This is a genomic window from Streptococcus sp. KHUD_016 (assembly GCF_051106465.1).
Classification (GTDB): Bacteria; Bacillota; Bacilli; order Lactobacillales; family Streptococcaceae; genus Streptococcus.
The window spans coordinates 1,927,950-1,947,550 of sequence record NZ_CP193663.1; the positions used below are offsets into that span (position 1 = coordinate 1,927,950).

A 19,601-nucleotide genomic window follows, 5' to 3' on the forward strand; every position below is an offset into this window, starting at 1 on the left:
CGAATCCCTCTCCTAAGTCAAAACAACTTGCTTGACAAAAGCTTGACTTCATGGTTTAATATACCCCATAAGGGTATATGTGGAGGTGCCTATGTTTCACTTATTATTTACAAAAATTGACAGTATTTCTACCAGCGAGTTAGAAGCTAAACTTAAGGAACCGATTCAGCTACTGGATGTTCGGACGCCTATGGAATTCCGTAGAGGTCATATCAAAAATGCCAAAAATGTTCCTTTAACGGAAATCGGTTCTTACACACCAGCGACAAAAGAAACACTCTATGTCATTTGTCATTCTGGTGTACGAAGCAAACTAGCTGCGAAAAAGCTTAAGAAAAAAGGCTACGATGTCATCAATGTCCGAGGCGGTATGAGCGCTTGGACAGGTAAGGTCATCTAGAAGTATAAAATAATTGGCTACACAGCCTTGAACCTTATCGAAGGTCTGAGCGACAATATCCAAGGTGTCCGCTCGAAGACGATCTGACTAAGGGCAAATAATCCCTAGATGTGCGGACAAGTGGCGAATTTCAGGGGAGCTACCCAAGGTCGATACCATCCATAACCCCTAAATGAACTAAGGGAGATCTTGGGTGAACCAGACAAGAACCAAGCCTACATCCTTAGCTGCCACAGCGTTTTGCGCAACTATATCACAGAGCGTATCCTCCAGCAGGCAGGATTTGCCGTCCAAAACCTTGATGGCGCTTATTCACTATATAAAATGGCTAATCCAGAAGGAGTCGAATATGGAAACGAGTATCAGCATGGCTGACTTTTATGAAAAATACCTAAATGAAAATCTAAACCTTATCGATGTACGTGAGGTGCATGAATTCCAAGCAGGACATGCACCAGGAGCAAGAAATCTTCCGTTAAGTACCTTGGAGCAAGGTTACAAAGAACTCAAACCTGACCAGGAATATCATGTCATCTGTCAAGGTGGAGTCCGTTCCGCATCTGCTTGTGAATTTCTAAGCGCCCAAGGCCTCACCGTTATCAATGTAGAAGGTGGTATGAATGCTTGGCCCGGTCAAGTAGAATAAGCAAAAAACCGATTAAGGAACTTAATCGGTTTTTTCATTTCTGCAACCCACTGATATAGGGCTCGTAGCCCGTCGCTTCTAAAAAACGAAACACATTGATGGTATCTAAAAAGAGGTTTTCTCATTGGTATTGGGGGAACTCATCCGTTTGTCTGACATGATTTTTTTATCGAAATAGACTTAAATGACTTTGTCTGCATTGTTTATCAATAGCAAATTAGTTTACTTCCGTTTAATCAGGTATCGGATGGCCTTTTCTAGGCGTTCCTTTTGAGCCTCGGGGTCATCTAATGGTTGGTTGATGCAGTCAGTGAGATTTTCAGTAATGATCATCTCAATCACGCGCTCAACGCTAGATTTCACTGCTGTCAACTGCGTAACAATATCTGCGCAGTCACGATCTTCTTCAATCATCTTTTGAATCCCACGCAACTGGCCCTCTGAACGTTTCAGGCGTGTGATGTACTTTGAGTTTGTCATTAATTTATCCTTGGTCACTTTTTCTTCATTATATCTCGAATAAGGGGCTTTGTCAAAATTCACTTCCTGTCTGTATTTGTAGGAGGCAACCTCTCCTCTGTATCAGATAGAAAAGATTGATAAGCATGGAAATGGAAAAGAAACTCTGTCCTCCTTGAAGCTCGATGGGAAGTCACGTTTCCTTTCAACCAACTGACCTTTATGCGTATATCTTGGACAAATTGGACAAAAAGGCTAGGATCACTATCCCATAGACTAGAACTAGAGCCAGCCCAAATCCGATACCAAACCACTTGTAAAACTTGTCCATTCCGCTGTAACGTTCGACATAGGCCCTGGTCGGCTTGTCTGGATCATACCAGACCGTCAGTTCCGAATGAAGGGGGAAATGGGTCTGCATCAAGCGTTTGAAGGAAACAAAGGAGTTGCTGTAGCGAGTGATCGAAGGCGCTAGCATATCTTCTCTTGTATAATCATTTGAAACCTTAGTAGGCCCCCACGGAGTCGTGACCGTTTTGATCATAAAATACTGCAAGGTTTTCTTATAAGTAATCCCATCCACCGTGTATTCAACGATAGGTGGATAACCCTCACGAAAACGACTATAGCCAACAACCGTTCCCTCTACAGATGACTGGGCAAGCCGTACCATCTTCCGATCTCGAAGATAGAGGTAGAGAAAGGTCCCACATACAAACACAAAAGATAGGAGAGTGACGACTGTCCCAACTATCAAACCAATCACTTCTTTAGTCATATGAACTCCTCCAGTTATTCTATAGAATAAAATCCCAAAGAACTCACTCGTCCAGAATCGGTATCGAATCCCTCGAGTCTACTCTTCGGATTTTTCTTTTGACTGTTTTTCTCTCAAATCTTTCACAGATTTTGATATGATATCTCTCACCTGTTCATCAGTAAGTCCTGGAATCTGGTAATATGGATTATTGGATTCGCTTTTTGACGGCTTTGTTCCTGAACTTTCGGTTTTAGAACTTTGTTCAGTCGAAGACGAGGATTTCGACTCTGAGGAACTGGATTCTTTGGCCTTAGAGGAGCTAGACGACTCAGACTCAGAAGGCTTGGACGTTTCAGGCGTTTTAGAATCAAGCTTAGGCGGCTTGTTTACTTGGTCGTTCGGCTGTTGCACAGGTTTATAGAATAGCCCAAAAGACAACAGCAAGGCCATCAAAATCCCAATACCAGCCAAGGTTCTTTTATTGGCTTCAGCCGAGGGAACCTTTACTCCCTTCGTACTGAGTATTTTCCATTCTGGATGCTCTTTTTCTATAGCTTTTTTCTGTCTCCTAAGAGGACCAAGTAGAAAATGATTAAAAGGCACAATCGTTACCATAGCCACCGTTACAAGCGGGACATAATTGGAATGACTTGATACCAGTAGAACATCGAGTATAGCGAGAAGAATGAAGAGGAAACGCCCCACAAACTTACGAACTTGATGCTCTTTTTTGATCTGCAAATATCTCTCTTGTGACATTATCATCCTCTCTTTTCTATTTCTTCATTAAATATCACTTTCCCCTGTTCATATTTTCGCACAGCTAAGAACCAGCGGATAGGGTTGTTTTGGAATAAGAAAAGGTACAACAAGGCAGGAAAGAGACCTGCTAAAGGCGAGAAAAAGATTTGTATATCAAATGCCTCTTGCTTATTGAATGAGTCAATAGTGCCCGGAATTGCAGCAGCAAATATTACTATAGTAGTCATAAAAACTAGTAGCATGACAATCATAAAAGCCAACATTTTCGCAAACGTCGCTTTTTTCTCACTAAAATTTTCCCAGAACAAATTTGAATAAACTGCTTCTTTAAACTCTTTCTTTGTTGCTCCTTGGACTCGTTTCACTCCTTTATATAAGGCGACTTCCATCATCCATATAAATCCAAATAGGATAAAGGAAAGACAAAGAATAAAAATAGGAACCATCCCACTATTATAACGAAGGCCTGAGAAAATTGGTATTGCAACAAATCCTCCGAGTAAACCTAACAAAGAGAATATAGCAATTAAAGGAGCAATCCCCCTATTCGATCTCCTAGCCCCTTCTGTATTTAACAAGGCACTCTTATCTGCTACAAGAGCCTCTTTTGTTCGCGTATTATAGTAAACGGCCTTATCACCGCTCTGTCCAATAAAAATTATTTTTCTCATATAAAATCACCACAGTTTTCACTAATCACTATAATCAGAAACTTCAATTTTATCATAGGTTGTTGATAAAACATCACCATCACCAACCACTGGTAATGGTAATAGCGTTTCTCTCGTGTTTCTAGTTCTTCTCTTCCCTAAATAATACTTTTCCCTGCTTGTATTTTCGTACGGCTAACAGCCAGCGGATTGGATTGTTTTGAAATAGTAGAAGAACCACGCTAATTGGAACGATCGTTGCTCCGATTGGTACCATGAACATGGACGGCTCAAACCATTCCTGTTCATAGAAAGGAATGAAAGTCCCAGGTATGACAAAGAACACAACAATAACAAAAACAAATAGAAGAACGAGGATAACAAATAGATACAAGATGATTTTATCGACTGTTGGTTCCTTATCTGGTGACTTCCTCCAAAATTTACTACTTTCAACCGCTTCTTTAAACTGCTCTTCACTTGCTGGGACAAGCGACTTGGCCCCACTGTAGAACAGTTTTTCAAATCCATAAACACTTCCGATAAAAACGAAAAGGATAGCGGCTAGATGGATAGGTGCCATCCACTCACTCAATCTAAAGGGCGCTAGCAAGGAACGAATCCAAATACCGATAATAGCAACTAGCAAGAAAATAAAGAAGACAACCCAAGGCCACTTGGATTTCTTTGAACTGATGGCACCGTCGGTTTCTGACGAGGCGCTAGATTCTGTCGCTAAAGCCTCTCTCGTCTTTGTGTTATAGTAGACGGATTGCTGGCATCCTTGGCCTATATAAATGATTTTTCTCATCTTACATTTCTCCCTCTTTCCCTCGGCTACCGTCCTGTAATGTCTCCATCAGCTCCTTGAACAATCGTTTGCGCGTTTTCATCCGAAAATCATAAACTATATATGTAAGAATACCAATCCCTAACATGTACATAATTAAAAATTGAAAATCAGAAACAGCCAGATAACGATAGGCTGAAAAAATCGTTATTAAAACAAAAATGTAGCCAACTACTGTCAACGCCCTAGATTTTCTCCTAAGTGTTTTGATATTGGCTTTTGTGAGCCGGACTTTTCTAAATCTATCTGTCTTCATGTTGCGTCGGGTAGATTTGGCAAGGAGAATGGTCCCGAAAACCAAAAACAGAGACATCAGGATAAAGAAAATCAGATTGAAAGGGGAGGAGACATCTCCAAAGGTTTGGTTGAGCAACTTTGACAGCCGTTGCAAGGAATAGATTGCAATAGGGGCTGCAATGGCTGAATAATTCATGCCTTGTTTTGCACTGTAGAATACTTGATTCCCCAAATCATAATAGATAAAAGAGTCCTCCAGAGGGCCCTTACTGATTAAATTTTTTACACTTGTGTCCATCTTATTACCATTTCCTAAACTCAATACGGATGTTCAAACAAAGTCCTACTTTCTCTAAAAAGCATCGTGACAACAATTGCCAGCAGTCTAGCCGATTTTTAGCATTTGCCTTCCTAGAGAAAGAAAAGTTTATTAGTATTATAGCATGAACCCCCAGAAAAGGGAAAATATCCCCGGCAGATACCTTTGCTAGGGCCAAGAAAGGCTTCGTCATTTCATAAAAAAGCGAACAAATCCACATTCTAAAAACAGAATGCGAGCTTGTCCGCCTTTTCCTATGTCTCTAAAATAAATAATGTGTTTTCCTCGTTTCATCGTGCCAAGCGAATGCGGGTCACAATCCCATCTGGGTCTACAAGATCCAGTTCACTCGAATTTAGCCATTTGATCGGTGCTTCTAGCTCTTGTGCTTGCTTAACGATGTTCAAGAGTTCTTCCTTGCTTTCGACCTCAAGGACATAGTAGGCCAAGCCTGACAAGCCTTGCTCACGCGGAGCCAGACCTTTTCCAGCCCATTCGTTGACAGCCAGGTGGTGATGGTACTGACCAGCCGCTATCCAACTAGCACTAGGAATGCTAAATTTATCTTCTAGTCCTAACACCTTTTGATAAAACTGGCTCGCCTCACGACTATCCTTCACCGATAGATGGATATGCCCCATTCTCGTCCCTTCAGCTAGGATAAAGGGATCCACCTTTTCCCCTAACTCATAGATGTCCTGTGCCGCAAGGGCTTCGGTCACACCGATAATGCGACCGTCTTCTCGAATATCCCATGAAGACACTGGCTTATCACGGTAGAGTTCAATGCCATTCCCTTCCAAATCCTCTAGATAAATAGCCTCGCTGTATCCATGATCTGCACCCCCAACCAGAGGAATCCGCAAATCACTTAGGTGTTTCAAGACATCTGCCAAGGCTTTTCGTGTCGGCAACAAAATCGCCAGATGGTAGAGCCCATAATGCCCCCTTACTTCGCCAGACTTTTCTGCCTGAATCAAGTGAACCAAGGCTTTTCGACCAAGTCCCAAAATCGCTTCTGTCTCTGTTTGAGATAAAATCTCCAAGCCAATAATCTGGTGATAAAAAGCCGTTTGACTCGTCAAATCCTTGACATTTAAAACCGCCTCTGCTAGATAAATGTGGCTTTGGTATGCATAAGTCATAGGGTGTCTCCTTTTTTGTTGTAACTTTATGCATTACATCAATTATACACTATTGAGATAAAATGTCAACGAAGACAACTCAAAAGAGCTGGAAACCAGCTCTTCTTTTTATTTAACAACAAGCTCGTAACGAGTTTTGCTGGTGAAAATTCCCCCTGCTTTGAGAATGACTTGGTCTTTGAGAACACTGTGAATGGCATCTGGTAAAGCTTGCGCTTCAAGGGCAATCCCATTGTGCTGTACCATTGGCTGGCCTCCGATGATGACACTCTCATCCACAAAGTTTGCTGTGTAGACCACAAAGCAAGGGGCCTCTGTCTTGAAAAGTAGGAAACGACCTGAGTTTTGGTCATAAAGGAAACCAGCATTGTCATGACCTGCAGGAAGGGCAAATGGGTGATCCAAACCAGATACCAACTGAATTTGCTCATCGTCCTCTGCAAAGATATCCTTGAGCAAAGCACCATTGTAGATGTGTTTCACCACATCACGAGTAGCATCTGGAGTCTTATCTGGAACACCGTCAGGAGCGATTGGGTAAATGCCCTCCGTATTTAGTTGGAAGACATGGCGGTCAACTGTCTGCGTGAAATCACCAGACAAGTTGAAGTAGCTGTGATTAGTTGGATTGACAAGCGTATCCTGATCTGTCGTTACCTTGTAGCTGACTTCGTAGGCACCAGTTTCTTCCAAGCGATAGCTGATCCAGATCTTGAGATTACCAGGAAATCCTCCTGTCCCGTCTGTACGCTCTGTGTAGAGGGTCAAGCCATGGTCGCTCACCTCGACCAATTCAAACAAGCTCGAATCCCAACCTGTTGAACCACTGTGGTTACAGTTGCTAGCATTGTTGACTTCAAGATTATAGGTCTGGCCATTGAGTTCAAATGTTGCACCTGCAATACGGCCCGCTACAGGACCTACACTTGCTCCATGCTTGGGACTATTGCCTACATAGCTATCAAAATTATCAAAGCCCAAGATCACATTGGCAAAATTACCAGCCTTGTCAGGTGTGACATAGCGCAAGATGGTCGCACCATAGGTCATAACTTCAAGCTGGTAACCACCGTCAGTCTCAAAGCGATAGGCCAAGACATCCTTGCCCTCATGATTTCCAAATACACGCTCTGTGTATGCTTTCATTCTTCTCTCCTTTGATCTATTTCTCTTAAGTAAACAAACCATAGAGAGCCTATTCACCATCTATGGTTGTAGTTTTTATTTTCAGAATCCTTTGTCAGAAAACCTTAACAAAAGGGGGTTCTTCTATACTTGTTTTATGCTTCCACACGTTCAGTCCATGAAGTCGCTGTTGTTTGAAGAACCTTGTTGAGTTCGTCAATGTTCTCAAAACCTGTTGTGCGTAGCCACTCACGAGCTGCTGCTTCACCATCTTTAATGTAAGCTTCAACTGATCCAGCCCAGGTTGCACGGCCACAAAGAACGCCGTTGAAGTTTGCGCCTGATTCGTGAGCAAAGACAAGGGTTTCTTGGAAGAGTTTAGCTGATACACCTGCACTCAAGTAGATATATGGCAAGTTAGTTGCTTCGTCTTGCGCTTTGAAGAAAGCTGCCGCTTCTTCACGAGTATGCACGATTTCACCATCGCCAAAGCCTTCAACGTATTTGACGTTGACTGGAACTTCCACTTTCAAAACATCGATGTTAAAGCGTGGGTCTGAGAAGACTTTCATAGCACCGATAACCTTGTGTGGTTTTACTTTGGCGTATTCTGCAGAACCTGCGTCAGCGATTTTTTCATCGTAAGCCAAGATTTCAAGGAAGAATGGAATGTCTTCCGCCACACACTCTGAACCGATGCGTTCGATATAGGCTTGTTTTTCTTGGTTGAGTTCGTCAGCGCTGTCTACGTCATAGTAAAGCAAGAACTTAACAGCGTCTGCACCTTGTTCTTTGATGCGTTTGGCAGACCAAACATCCAAGCAGTCAGGCAAGCGTTTAGTGCTAGTTGTATCGTAGCCAGTTTTCTCATAAGCAAGGAGAAGACCAGCATTTGGAGCAAGCGCTTTTGTAGCTGGGAGACCATACTCAGGGTCGAGAAGCATAGAGGATGCGTATTTTGTCAATTCATCTGCAACCAATACTTTAAGTTCTTCCATTTGAGCCACTGTTGGCTCTTCTGTTTGGTATTGAGCCATGAGGCGTTTTAAAGCACCACGTTGGTCAAAGGCAAGAGCTGAGATAATGCCGTTCTCGTCAGAGAGTTTTTGCAAGCAAGCTACTTTATTGGGACTTAATTGTAATTTACTCATAGACACTTCCTTATTTTTGATATTCATGAATGATCACACCTTGTACCACACGGTTTACAGTGCCAGTAGGAGATGGTGTATCTGGTTTATTTTCTACCTTGAGTGAAGTCAATAGGGCAAAGAGTTGAGCATAAACGATGTAAGGGAAGACACGGTAAATATCGTTCAAAACACCGCCACAGCCAAGGGCTACTTCTTTGACATTTTCAAGACCAAAGGCTTGATCACTCAAAAGCACAACACGACGAGCAATGTGATCACCAGCCACTTCACGAACCAAGTCCAAGTCGTACTTGCGAGTGTAGTCTGTCGTTGTGCCAAATACCAAAACAACTGTATCTTCGTTGATCAATGATTTTGGACCGTGACGGAAGCCAACTGGGCTTTCATACATGGTCGCCACTTGACCAGCTGTTAATTCCAAAATCTTCAACTGAGCTTCATGAGCAAGTCCAAAGAAAGGACCAGCGCCTAGGTAGATAACACGGTTAAAGTCGAGGTCAACCAACTCTTTGACATCTTTTGCATTGTCTAGAACTTTGCGGACAAGTCTAGACACAACTTCAAAACGTTGAGCTTTCACAGCAAATTCTGTAGGATCAAAGACCAAGAGAGCTGTTAGCAGCATAGATGTAAAGCTAGAAGTCATGGCAAATCCAGCGTCATTAGAAGCAGCTGGTTGCAAAAGCAAGAGATTGCGGTCATCTCCATGAGCTTGAAGAGCCAATTTACCATCTGCAGCACATGTAATGGTCACTTGATAGAGGTCATCCACCAAGGCCTTAGCCAAATCAACCGTCGCCACACTTTCAGGTGAATTCCCACTACGAGCAAAGGAAACAAGGACAGTCGCCACATCTTTTTTCAAATAAGTTTCTGGATTGGCAACAATATCAGTTGTCGCAATAGCATTGAAATTCCATTTGCGTTCGTCATAGACTTCCTTAAAGTATGGTACCAAGGTATCTCCCACATAAGCAGAAGTACCAGCACCCGTCAAGATGACCTTGATATAGTCATGTTTATCCGCAATCCCTTGTAGGAAGGCTGCAATTTCTTCACGTTTTGCTTGATAGGCTTCAAAAGCTTCTTTCCATACATCAGGCTGTTGGTAGATCTCACGAGTCGTGATTTCTGCACCCAGTTCAAGTAATTCTTCTTTTGTGTAATTTAGCATAGAGTTCCTCTAATCTATTGTTGTTTCATTCCTATTGAAAATATGGGAATGGGATTGACTCCCATTCCCATGTATATTCTATATAAGATGCCCTAAGTCACATCTTATTCATCTTCGTCATCATCAAAGCCCGCTAACAAATCATTGACTTTCACAATGCTTTCTGCAGCACGGCTCTTGTAGTCCGCATCTGCACCTGTAAGGCTGGCATTGATAAATTCAATCACCATTGGAAGATTCATCCCTGCGTAGAGTTCAATGTCGCGACCTTCCATGATCAAACGGCTTACCACGTTACATGGTGTACCACCGAGAAGGTCCGCAAAGACTAGGAAATCATCCAATCCTTCGATAGCAGCTTCAAATTTTGCAGTAAATTCTTCTGGACCATCTTCTGGAAGAAGAGCCACTGCATGAATGTTGTCTTGTGGACCCATGATCATTTCTGTGCTACCTTTAAGTTCTTCACAGAAACGACCATGACTCACCAAAATTAATGATTTACTCATAAATTATGCGCCCATTCCAAGCAAGAATTTACCGATGAATGAAAGACCTACTGCAAGAACGATAATGATACCGATCGCTTTAGTAGAGTTCATACCTTTCTTACCAAGCAACCAGAAGATAAAGGCAGTAAAGATTGCTGGAAGCAAGCGTGGGAAGATTGAGTTCAAGATGTCTTGGAAGTCAATCATCTTTTCACCGATTGGCAATTTGTAAGAAATCTCAAAGTTGATCATTGTTGCTACAAGAGCACCCATCATGAAGACACCAAGTACAGATGCAGCATCAATCAAAGCTGTCAAAGTACTTTGCATGTTGTTGATAAGGTTAACCCCTTCTTTGTAGGCAAATTCCAATTGTTTCCAACGGAAGATGTCATATGCAACTGCAACTGCGATCCAAAGGAAGATACCCCATGGTTGGCCAGCGATCGCCATAGTTGCTGCGATAGATCCCATGATAGCAGGTACAAGTGAACCAAAGATAGTATCTCCAAGAGGAGCGAATGGTCCCATCAAACCTGTCTTGATACCGTTAACGGCATCTTTTGAACCCACACCATCTTTTTCTTCCATGGCAAGGTCAAAACCAGCGATAATAGTGTGGAAGAATGGTGAAGTATTGAAGAATTGAGTATGAACTTTCATCATTTCTTTCAATTCAGGAGTTCCATCCCCATACATTTTACGCAATTGTGGCAAGATCATGTAAAGGTAACCAGAAGCTTGCATACGTTCGTAGTTCCAACCTAATTGGAAAGTAAACAAGCTACGTTTGTTGATTTGATTAAAATCTTCTTTTGTTAGTTTGTAATTAGAATTCGTCATCTTCGATTTCCCCACTTTCTGATGGTGTAGAAGGTGCTGCTACAGCAACTTTTTGGCTGTTCTTGAAGTGAACAACTGCAAGGAAGATACCCACGATAGAGATACCGATCATAGACAATCCTTTGAAGTTGTTAACAAAGCCAATTTTTTCAGCAACTTCAGCAGGAAGAGTGCCAATGATTCCAGCAACTGCTCCACCAAGACTTGTTACGTTTGAGTAAAGAACAGTCAACATAGCTGTCAAACCGAATCCCATAGCAAGGTAGTGAAGGTTACGTTTAACTGGAAGGTAACGAAGCAAGATAGCGAATCCAAGACCTGGAAGCATACGACCTGCAAGTGTCAAACCGTCTGCAACCCATTGGTATTCTTTAACAAGGTTTACAACACCTTGTACGAATTCTCCACCGAAAGCAAGGGCGAAGAATACTGGAAGGGCACGAGAAAGAGCCCATGGAAGCGCACCAAGTAGGTAGTTGCGTTCGATACCATTGTAGTCAAAGCGTTCGATCGCAGCATCAATACGGTGTGCAAAGAAAGTAGTTGTCATACGTCCAAGAACGTCGAAGTATGTCAAAAGTGCTGCTACTGGTACAGCGATTGTTGTAATCGCAAGGTCTGTATCAATACCTTGAGAGATAGAGAATGCTGTTGCAAGAACCGCACCAGAAGTTGCGTCGATACGAGAAGCACCACCGAAGGTACCAACCCCAAGAACGAACAACTGCAAGCTACCACCGATAAACAAACCAGTTGTCACATCTCCCATGATCAAACCGGTAATGAAACCAGCGAATACAGGGGAACCTGCAGATGAAACGATTGTCAACTCATCACAGATTTGATAAGCTGAGTACAAAGTGAGAAGTAAAATTTGCCACCATTGTATCATAACAATGACCTCCTAAAAATTTTTTCCTATTTTAATAAGCTCAAAAAGTCTGAAACTGGATCATTTGGAACCATTTGAGCAGTGAGTTTCACACCTTTTTCTGCTAGTTTGTGGAAATCTTCCACATCCTTGTCTACCACATTGATAGAACGTGTGATAGAGCGAGTTTCTGGTGTTTGAGACATATTGCCGACGTTGAGTGTTTCAAGCGGTACACCTGCTTCGACCAAACCAAGGAAACGGTCTGGTTTACGTGCAACGATAAAGAGACGTTGGCTATCGTATTTACCAGCAAGGATATTTGCTGCTGCTTTCTCAACTGGCAAGATACTGAGTTTCACACCTGGTGGTGTCGCAAGTTTCAAACCACTCTTTTCAATATCGTTGTTAACAACTTCGTCGTCTACAACCATAATGCGTGAAACATTTAGTTTTCCAGCCCAAAGATTGGCTACTTGACCGTGGATCAAACGTCCATCAATACGGCATCCTACAATTGTCATAAGTTTTCCCCCTTTATGTGTTTTAGTGTAGGTTTACGAGTTAAATGAATCTCTTCTTTATATTCGCCCTCAGTTTCAAAGATGATGATGCGGTTAGCACCTTCCTTGAGATAACTATGAGGGATATAAAGTGAGAGGGTCGGGCCGACGTTCCAGAAACGTCCTAAGTGACGCCCGTTGACAAAGGCAACTCCCTTACCAAACTCAGACAAGTCTAAGTAGGTATCCTTCGGCTCTTCAACAGTAAAGTCGAAAGCGTAAAAGGCTGGTTGTCCTTCTGTCCATCCTTTTGAAAAATCAATTTTCTCAGGATTATCCAGTGGCAGTGGATATTGTTTCCAATTCAGTAAGAAATGTAGATCCTTGCAGACACCTGTACGAATTCCTTTACGTTGCGTATCTGCCAAGAACTTATGACCGTAGTTGACACGCCCCATATTTTCGATCAAGATGTCAATTTCTGAAAAGCCTTCTCGATTGCCCTGACAGTAGATATCTTCACCTATCTCTGTCTGGTATTGAGTAGCAATCCATTGACCATCTACAAAGAGCTGAGCTCGGTCACGTCCATCGATGATACGGAGACGTTCTTCTTCTGCATCCCAACTTGCCTCATTGCGGTAGAGAAGGTAGCCATAACTTTGACCAAGTTCTTCCATCGCTTTTGGATAGAGGCTTTCAGTAGGACTAGAGAGACTATCCAGAGTTTCAAACAAGGAAACTTTTTCGACCAATGGAATGGACCCTATCTCCATGCTTTCCTTATAGAGTGGTTCCAACTGTGGATAATCTGGGAAGTGGGTTGCCATCATCTTCTTGACTGCTAAGTATTTAGCAGTTGGATTTCCTTCTTCATCGAGAAGGGCATCATAGTCGTATGATGTGACTTGTGGCAAATCCAGAGTTCCTCGAGCCGAGCAACCATTCATGAAACCAAAGTTTGTTCCACCATGGAACATGTAAAGGTTGATAGAGCCTTGCTCCAATACCTCTCGAACAGCTTCTGCCAATTCTTTAGGATCCCGTGTGATGATGGGTTCTTTCCAACGGTTGAACCAACCATCCCAGAATTCCATACACATGAGGGGCCATTTCTTGCCATGCTCATCAAAGAATTCCTGCATCTGTGAAAAGTTGTACGGAGCTTTAGAGCCGAAGTTTCCTGTCACAAAGAGGTCGTCTTCGATCAAGGTTCCGGCTTTCAGAGTAGCCCTCCATGGGCCATCTGAAGTAAAGAGTGGGCAATCAATCCCTCGGTCTTCCATCAATTTTCGAATTGCTCGTAGATAAGACTTATCTTCTCCATAAGAGCCATATTCATTTTCGACTTGCATCATAAGAATGTTTCCACCATTATCCAACAAGCGAGGCACAAGCCTTGGCAATAATTGGTCATAATAGCGAGCAACAGCCTCGATGTAGGCCGGGTCGGACGAGCGAATTCGCATGTCCTTTGTCAAGAGCCAAGCCGGCAAGCCACCAAATTCCCATTCCGCACAGATAAATGGAGACGGGCGTACAATGGCATAGAGACCTAGATCTTGTGCAATTTGAAGAAATCTCTCCAAATTTCTGGCACCTTCAAAATCAAACTCCCCTTCAACAGGTTCGTGTAAATTCCAAGCCACATAGGTCTCGACTGTATTAAAGCCAAGCGCCTTTAAGTTATAGAGAGAATGATACCAATCCTCTGCTGGAATCCTAAAATAATGAATGGCGCCGGACAAAATCTTGAACGGTTTTCCGTCTAAATAGAAATCGTCCTCAATTTTAAATCTGGTCATGTTATTACCTCTGACGAATTAAGTTTGCGCTTTCATTTATTATAATATTAACTATAATCAAATCTTTTGCATTTGTCAATAGGTTTTAGAAAATTATTTAAAATTTTTCTATTTTTTTACTTACCGTTTACCGAAATTATCTAAAAATAGCATGAAAACGATCTTTTTATGTATGATAATTCACAAGAACATCAAATGAATTTTTTTACATGTAAAATAACATTTTTAGTCTATTATTTTAATTTTTTGACCTTAATACTACTCTTTTCTCTATATTTGTGGTAAAATCAAAATTGGAGAAAGAGAATCGAGGTGAAATTTATGGCTATTCCTAAATACCAATATATTAAAGATGAATTAAAAAACAAAATCATCTCTGGTCAATTTGCAAGTGGAGATAAATTTTATACAGAAGCTGAATTGATCGCGATGTACGATGTGAGTTCAATCACAGTTGTTCGTGCCTTGAACGACCTTGCTAAAGACGGCTACATTGTCCGCCAACAAGGTAAAGGTACTTTCGTTTCACGTGCCCGCAAGCACAAACTCGTTGAGTTTTCAGATGTCGAAATCTTTGAAACAAAAGACGATAAAGTTACTGTCCTTTCTATCGAGCGCGGAAACAAACTTGAATATTTAGATAAACTTGGACTACGTGGAGATCAATTCTACTATAAGATTGAACGTATTCGTCAGACAAACGATGTGACATACATCTACCACACATCTTATATTCCTGAGCAATACATCAATGCCAACTATCCAAATCTTGACTATTATAGCTCTATCTATACACGTTTCAAATTGGATTACCGCATTCACATGAGTGATGAACATTTTGAGGAAATCAACGAAATCGCATTCCCAACTCCAGAGCATGCTGCTTCTGTACTCGGAATCGATACACAATTCCCAACTGTCTTCCAAACGAAGACTACAAAACTTGAGGCCACTGGCCAAGTCCTTGCCTATAGTGAAACTTATAAGCGAGCAGACTACTACAAAATCAAATTCATCTCATGTAACCGAGGTCATTAAGAAAAAGCCTGAGCCTAGCTTAGGCTTTTTCTATATTCATTATAGCACGAGAAAGAAGTTGGGAAAACGCTATGAAGGGCTCTTATTTAATTAGTAGCATTTTTACTAAAAACAAGGTAAATTTTCATTTGGTTTTTCCTCTGTTTTATCCCTCATTAGCAAATTTCTCCTAAATCTTATGATTTCCTCTATTTATTATAGTTCTTATATAAACCCACTTGACATTTTACTCCTTAGATAATAAAATAAAATTGGTTTTATGTAAACGCTATCATATATGATAATAACAAGGAGGTTTTGTCATGAAACTAGAAAAGAAACAGCGCTTCTCCATCCGTAAATACGCGGTTGGGGCAGCTTCTGTACTGATAGGATTTGCTTTTAGCGCTCAAGTCGTATCTGCCGACGGGATTACTCCAGCTCCGACAGCTGAAGAAACTGTCCAAACAATTCAGGAGAGTCCACAAGCAGTCAAAGAAGCTGTAGACTCCAAGGTTCCAGAAAAACTGGAAGAAAAGGCTGACAAACCTGTAAAAGAGGAGGTCAAAGAAGACCAGGAGGTTCCTCGAACAGTTGCTCCAAAAACAGAAGAGTCAAGCGCACCAGTTGTGACAGATAATGCTACTCCAACTCCTACTGCCGAGAAAGAAAGCCCTGCCCCAGCTGAAACTCCTGCTGAAAGCACTTCTTCAGAAAAGAAAAATGAAGCCGTCACACCTGCAGTAGCCACTCCTAGCACGGAACGAGCAGCTCAGGTAAATGAAAAACTGGCAAAACGAAAAATGATCTCAATCGACGCTGGACGCAAGTATTTCTCTCCAGAGCAACTCAAAGAAATCATCGACAAAGCCAAACACTACGGCTATACTGATCTTCATCTACTAGTTGGAAATGACGGCATGCGTTTTATGTTGGACGACATGACGATCAAAGCGAATGGCAAAACCTATGCAAGCGACGATGTCAAACGTGCACTCGAAAACGGAACTGATGCCTACTACAAGGATCCAAACGGCAACCATTTGACAGAAAGTCAGATGACGGACTTGATCAACTACGCTAAAAATAAAGGTATTGGCCTCATTCCAACTGTAAACAGCCCTGGTCACATGGATGCGATTTTGCATGCCATGAAAGAACTAGGCATCCAAAAACCGAACTTCAACTACTTTGGTAAGGAATCTGCTCGTACCGTTGACCTTGATAACAAGGAGGCTGTTGCATTTACCAAAGCTCTGATCGACAAGTATGCTGCTTACTTCGCTGGCAAATCTGACATCTTCAATATCGGACTAGACGAGTACGCCAATGATGCTACAAACGCCAAAGGCTGGAGCGTTCTTCAAGCCTACAAGTGGTATCCCGAAGATGGCTTCCCAGATAAGGGTTATGACAAATTTATCGCCTACGCAAACGACCTTGCTCGCATCGTCAAATCTCACGGCCTCAAACCAATGGCCTTTAACGATGGTATCTACTATAATAGCGACACTAGCTTTGGAACCTTTGACAAAGATATCATCGTTTCTATGTGGACTGGTGGATGGGGCGGATACGACGTCGCTTCTTCTAAACTTCTAGTTGAAAAAGGCCACCAAATCCTTAATACCAACGATGCTTGGTACTACGTCCTCGGACGAAATGCCGATGGCCAAGGATGGTACAACCTCGACCAAGGACTCAATGGTATCAAGAACACTCCAATCACTTCTGTACCAAAATCTGATGGAGCTACTATCCCGTTCATCGGGGGTATGGTAGCTGCTTGGGCGGATACCCCATCTGCACGCTATTCACCATCACGCCTCTTCAAACTCATGCGTAGCTTCGCAAATGCCAATGCTGAATACTTTGCTGCCGACTATGAGTCTGCTGAGCAAGCTCTGAAAGAAGTCCCAACAGACCTTAACCGCTATACTGCAGAAAGTGTCGCGGCTGTCAAAGAAGCTGAAAAAGCCATTCGCTCACTCGATAGCAACCTCAGTCGTGCCCAACAAGACACCATTGACCAAGCAATTGCAAAACTCCAAGAAGCTGTCAGCAACCTAACATTCACACCAGAAGCTCAAAAAGAGGAAGACGCGAAACGCGAAGTTGAAAAACTTGCCAAGAACAAGGTGATCTCAATTGACGCTGGACGTAAGTACTTCTCAGCTGAACAACTCAAACGTATCATTGATAAAGCTAGTGAACTTGGATATTCTGATGTGCATCTCCTCCTAGGAAATGACGGACTTCGCTTCCTACTTGATGACATGACTATCACTGCTAACGGAAAAACTTATGCAAGTGACGATGTCAAAAATGCCATCATTGAAGGAACAAAAGCTTACTACGATGATCCAAACGGAACCACTCTTAGTCAGACTGAAATCACTGAATTGATTGAGTACGCAAAATCAAAAGGGATTGGACTCATCCCAGCGATCAACAGCCCAGGTCACATGGATGCCATGCTTGTCGCTATGGAAAAATTAGGTATCGCAAACCCTCAAGCCAACTTTGACAAGGTCTCTAAAACAACCATGGACCTTGAAAATGAAGAAGCGATGAACTTTACAAAAGCCCTTATCGGCAAGTACATGGACTTCTTTGCAGGCAAGACTAAGATCTTTAACTACGGTACAGACGAATACGCTAATGACGTTACCAACGCTCAAGGTTGGTACTACCTCAAATGGTATGGACTCTATGGCAAGTTTGCTGAATATGCCAACACTCTTGCTGCTATGGCTAAAGAAAGAGGCCTTCAACCGATGGCCTTCAACGATGGTTTCTACTACGAGGACAAGGATGATGTTGAGTTTGACAAGGATGTCATCATCTCTTACTGGTCTAAAGGATGGTGGGGCTACAACCTTGCATCTCCACAGTACCTTGCAAGTAAAGGCTATAAATTCCTTAATACCAACGGAGACTGGTACTACATTCTCGGTCAAAAACCAGAAGATGGTGGTGGCTTCCTCAAAAAAGCTCTCGAAAATACCGAGAAAACTCCATTTAATCAACTAGCATCAACTAAATACCCTGAAGTTGACCTTCCTACTATTGGTAGTATGCTTGCTATCTGGGCAGATAAACCAAGTGCCGAGTACAAGGAAGAAGAAATCTTTGAACTTATGACCGCCTTTGCAGACCACAACAAAGACTACTTCCGCGCTGACTACAATGCTCTCCGTGAGGAGCTAGCTCAAATCCCTACTAACTTGGAGGGATACAGCAAAGAAAGCCTTGATGCTCTAAATGCAGCTAAAGAGGCTCTCAACTACAACCTCAATCGCAGCAAACAAGCCGAGTTAGACGCTCTCGTAGCTAAACTCAAGGCAGCCCGCCTAGGCCTAAAACCAGCGGCAACTCACTCAGGAAGCCTCGATGAAAATGAACTAGCTGCCAATGTTGAAACCAAACCGGAACTCATCACAAGAGCAGAAAAGATTCCATTTGAAGTTATCAAGAAGGAAAATCCGAACCTCCCAGCTAAGCAAGAAAAGATTGTCACACCAGGTGTAGATGGCGAACGCACTCATTACATCTCTGTCCTTACTGAAAATGGTAAACAAACAGAAACCGTTCTAGATAGCCAAGTAACCAAAGAACCTGTGACCCAAGTGGTTGAAATCGGTGCCCCTATTACCCACAAAGGGGATGAAAGTGGCCTTGCTCCAGCTGCCGAAGCGAAACCAAGACTGGATATCCAAGAAGAAGAGATTCCGTTCACTACTGTGACACGTGAAAATCCACTCTTACTCAAAGGGAAGACTCAAGTCGTTACTAAAGGCGCTAACGGTCGTCGCAGTCATTACTACTCTGTGAGCACTAGTGCTGACGGTAAGGAAGTGAAAACTCTTGTAGATAGCCTTGTGACCCAAGAAGCAGTGACCCAAGTTATTGAAGTCGGAACTCTTGTAACCCATGTAGGGGACGAACACGGTCTTGCTCCAACCGCAGAAACAAAACCAAGACTGGATATCCAAGAGGAAGAAATTCCATTCACTACTGTGACACGTGAAAATCCTCAATTGCCAAAAGGACAAACGCAAGTTGTTACTAAAGGAGCTAACGGCCACCGTACTGCCTTCTACTCTGTGAGCACTAGTGCTGATGGAAAAGAAGAAAGAACGCTTGTCAATAGCGTGGTAACACAGGAAGCAGTCACTCAAGTTGTTGAAGTCGGCACTGCCGCTGAGAAAGCTGAGCAAACTGCACCAACTACTGCCAAAGCAGATGAAAAACAACTCCCTGCAACAGGAAGTCAAAACTCTGCAGGTTTGGTCGCAGCAGGACTCATGGCGACTCTAGCAGCCTACGGACTGACTAAGAGAAAAGAAGACTAAGATTCTTCTAAGAGAATACAAAAAAGCGAGATTGA

The 19,601-nt window shown here is 42.5% G+C and carries 19 protein-coding genes and 1 pseudogene; 5 read left to right on the forward strand and 15 right to left on the reverse strand.

The window, feature by feature from the left end:
• The first annotated feature begins 91 nt into the window (after positions 1-91).
• The 3 genes and pseudogenes from ACORHV_RS09325 to ACORHV_RS09335 all read left to right on the forward strand — a co-directional run bounded on the left by ACORHV_RS09325 (position 92) and on the right by ACORHV_RS09335 (position 1,046).
• The gene (locus tag ACORHV_RS09325; RefSeq protein WP_000468869.1) at positions 92-400 is read left to right on the forward strand and encodes a rhodanese-like domain-containing protein; all 309 of its coding nucleotides are present in this window, start codon (positions 92-94) and stop codon (positions 398-400) included.
• Between the two features lie 9 nt (positions 401-409).
• Positions 410-775, forward strand: a pseudogene (locus tag ACORHV_RS09330) (rhodanese-like domain-containing protein); the annotation flags it as partial.
• On the forward strand, positions 750-1,046 hold the full coding sequence (locus ACORHV_RS09335) for a rhodanese-like domain-containing protein (protein ID WP_000450169.1): 297 nt from the start codon (positions 750-752) through the stop codon (positions 1,044-1,046). The pseudogene ACORHV_RS09330 and the gene ACORHV_RS09335, both read left to right, overlap by 26 nt.
• 222 nt (positions 1,047-1,268) lie before the next feature.
• Here the strand turns inward: ACORHV_RS09335 and ACORHV_RS09340 are convergent, their stop codons facing one another.
• From ACORHV_RS09340 to ACORHV_RS09410, 15 genes are all read right to left on the reverse strand, one after another.
• Positions 1,269-1,526, reverse strand: coding sequence for a metal-sensitive transcriptional regulator (locus ACORHV_RS09340; protein WP_002880547.1), 258 nt, complete (start codon positions 1,524-1,526; stop codon positions 1,269-1,271).
• A gap of 199 nt (positions 1,527-1,725) precedes the next feature.
• The gene (locus ACORHV_RS09345; RefSeq protein ID WP_434398222.1) at positions 1,726-2,283 is read right to left on the reverse strand and encodes a DUF3592 domain-containing protein; all 558 of its coding nucleotides are present in this window, start codon (positions 2,281-2,283) and stop codon (positions 1,726-1,728) included.
• Between the two features lie 78 nt (positions 2,284-2,361).
• Entirely contained in the window at positions 2,362-3,024 is a 663-nt protein-coding gene (locus ACORHV_RS09350) for a hypothetical protein (RefSeq protein ID WP_434398223.1), read from the reverse strand.
• 2 nt (positions 3,025-3,026) lie between these two features.
• On the reverse strand, positions 3,027-3,698 hold the full coding sequence (locus ACORHV_RS09355) for a hypothetical protein (protein WP_001226099.1): 672 nt from the start codon (positions 3,696-3,698) through the stop codon (positions 3,027-3,029).
• A gap of 121 nt (positions 3,699-3,819) precedes the next feature.
• Entirely contained in the window at positions 3,820-4,488 is a 669-nt protein-coding gene (locus ACORHV_RS09360) for a hypothetical protein (RefSeq protein WP_042901939.1), read from the reverse strand.
• A gap of 1 nt (position 4,489) precedes the next feature.
• On the reverse strand, positions 4,490-5,062 hold the full coding sequence (locus ACORHV_RS09365) for a hypothetical protein (RefSeq protein WP_042901937.1): 573 nt from the start codon (positions 5,060-5,062) through the stop codon (positions 4,490-4,492).
• A gap of 311 nt (positions 5,063-5,373) precedes the next feature.
• Entirely contained in the window at positions 5,374-6,228 is an 855-nt protein-coding gene (locus ACORHV_RS09370) for a VOC family protein (protein WP_042901935.1), read from the reverse strand.
• Positions 6,229-6,336: 108 nt separating this feature from the next.
• Entirely contained in the window at positions 6,337-7,374 is a 1,038-nt protein-coding gene (locus ACORHV_RS09375; protein ID WP_434398226.1) for an aldose epimerase family protein, read from the reverse strand.
• 134 nt (positions 7,375-7,508) lie between these two features.
• Positions 7,509-8,504: a tagatose-bisphosphate aldolase gene (gene lacD, locus ACORHV_RS09380; RefSeq protein WP_042901976.1), complete on the reverse strand. Its 996-nt coding sequence runs from the start codon at positions 8,502-8,504 to the stop codon at positions 7,509-7,511.
• Between the two features lie 10 nt (positions 8,505-8,514).
• On the reverse strand, positions 8,515-9,681 hold the full coding sequence (locus ACORHV_RS09385; protein WP_042901933.1) for an SIS domain-containing protein: 1,167 nt from the start codon (positions 9,679-9,681) through the stop codon (positions 8,515-8,517).
• 104 nt (positions 9,682-9,785) lie between these two features.
• Positions 9,786-10,190, reverse strand: a complete 405-nt coding sequence (locus tag ACORHV_RS09390; protein ID WP_000045700.1) for a PTS sugar transporter subunit IIA — start codon at positions 10,188-10,190, stop codon at positions 9,786-9,788.
• A 3-nt stretch (positions 10,191-10,193) separates the two neighbouring features.
• Positions 10,194-11,015: a PTS system mannose/fructose/sorbose family transporter subunit IID gene (locus ACORHV_RS09395; RefSeq protein ID WP_000185287.1), complete on the reverse strand. Its 822-nt coding sequence runs from the start codon at positions 11,013-11,015 to the stop codon at positions 10,194-10,196.
• The gene (locus ACORHV_RS09400; RefSeq protein ID WP_084944823.1) at positions 11,002-11,907 is read right to left on the reverse strand and encodes a PTS mannose/fructose/sorbose/N-acetylgalactosamine transporter subunit IIC; all 906 of its coding nucleotides are present in this window, start codon (positions 11,905-11,907) and stop codon (positions 11,002-11,004) included. Before ACORHV_RS09400 ends, ACORHV_RS09395 begins: the two co-directional genes overlap by 14 nt.
• Before the next feature lie 26 nt (positions 11,908-11,933).
• Positions 11,934-12,410, reverse strand: coding sequence for a PTS sugar transporter subunit IIB (locus tag ACORHV_RS09405; RefSeq protein WP_000156968.1), 477 nt, complete (start codon positions 12,408-12,410; stop codon positions 11,934-11,936).
• The gene (locus ACORHV_RS09410) at positions 12,407-14,194 is read right to left on the reverse strand and encodes a glycoside hydrolase family 35 protein (RefSeq protein ID WP_000196618.1); all 1,788 of its coding nucleotides are present in this window, start codon (positions 14,192-14,194) and stop codon (positions 12,407-12,409) included. The genes ACORHV_RS09405 and ACORHV_RS09410 overlap by 4 nt, the downstream gene beginning before the upstream one ends.
• Before the next feature lie 321 nt (positions 14,195-14,515).
• Here ACORHV_RS09410 and ACORHV_RS09415 point away from each other — a divergent pair, with 321 nt between their 5' ends.
• Both ACORHV_RS09415 and strH read left to right on the forward strand, forming a co-directional pair.
• Positions 14,516-15,232, forward strand: coding sequence for a GntR family transcriptional regulator (locus tag ACORHV_RS09415; protein ID WP_001007181.1), 717 nt, complete (start codon positions 14,516-14,518; stop codon positions 15,230-15,232).
• Positions 15,233-15,534: 302 nt separating this feature from the next.
• On the forward strand, positions 15,535-19,566 hold the full coding sequence (gene strH, locus ACORHV_RS09420; RefSeq protein ID WP_000764174.1) for an LPXTG-anchored beta-N-acetylhexosaminidase StrH: 4,032 nt from the start codon (positions 15,535-15,537) through the stop codon (positions 19,564-19,566).
• Positions 19,567-19,601: the final 35 nt, after the last annotated feature.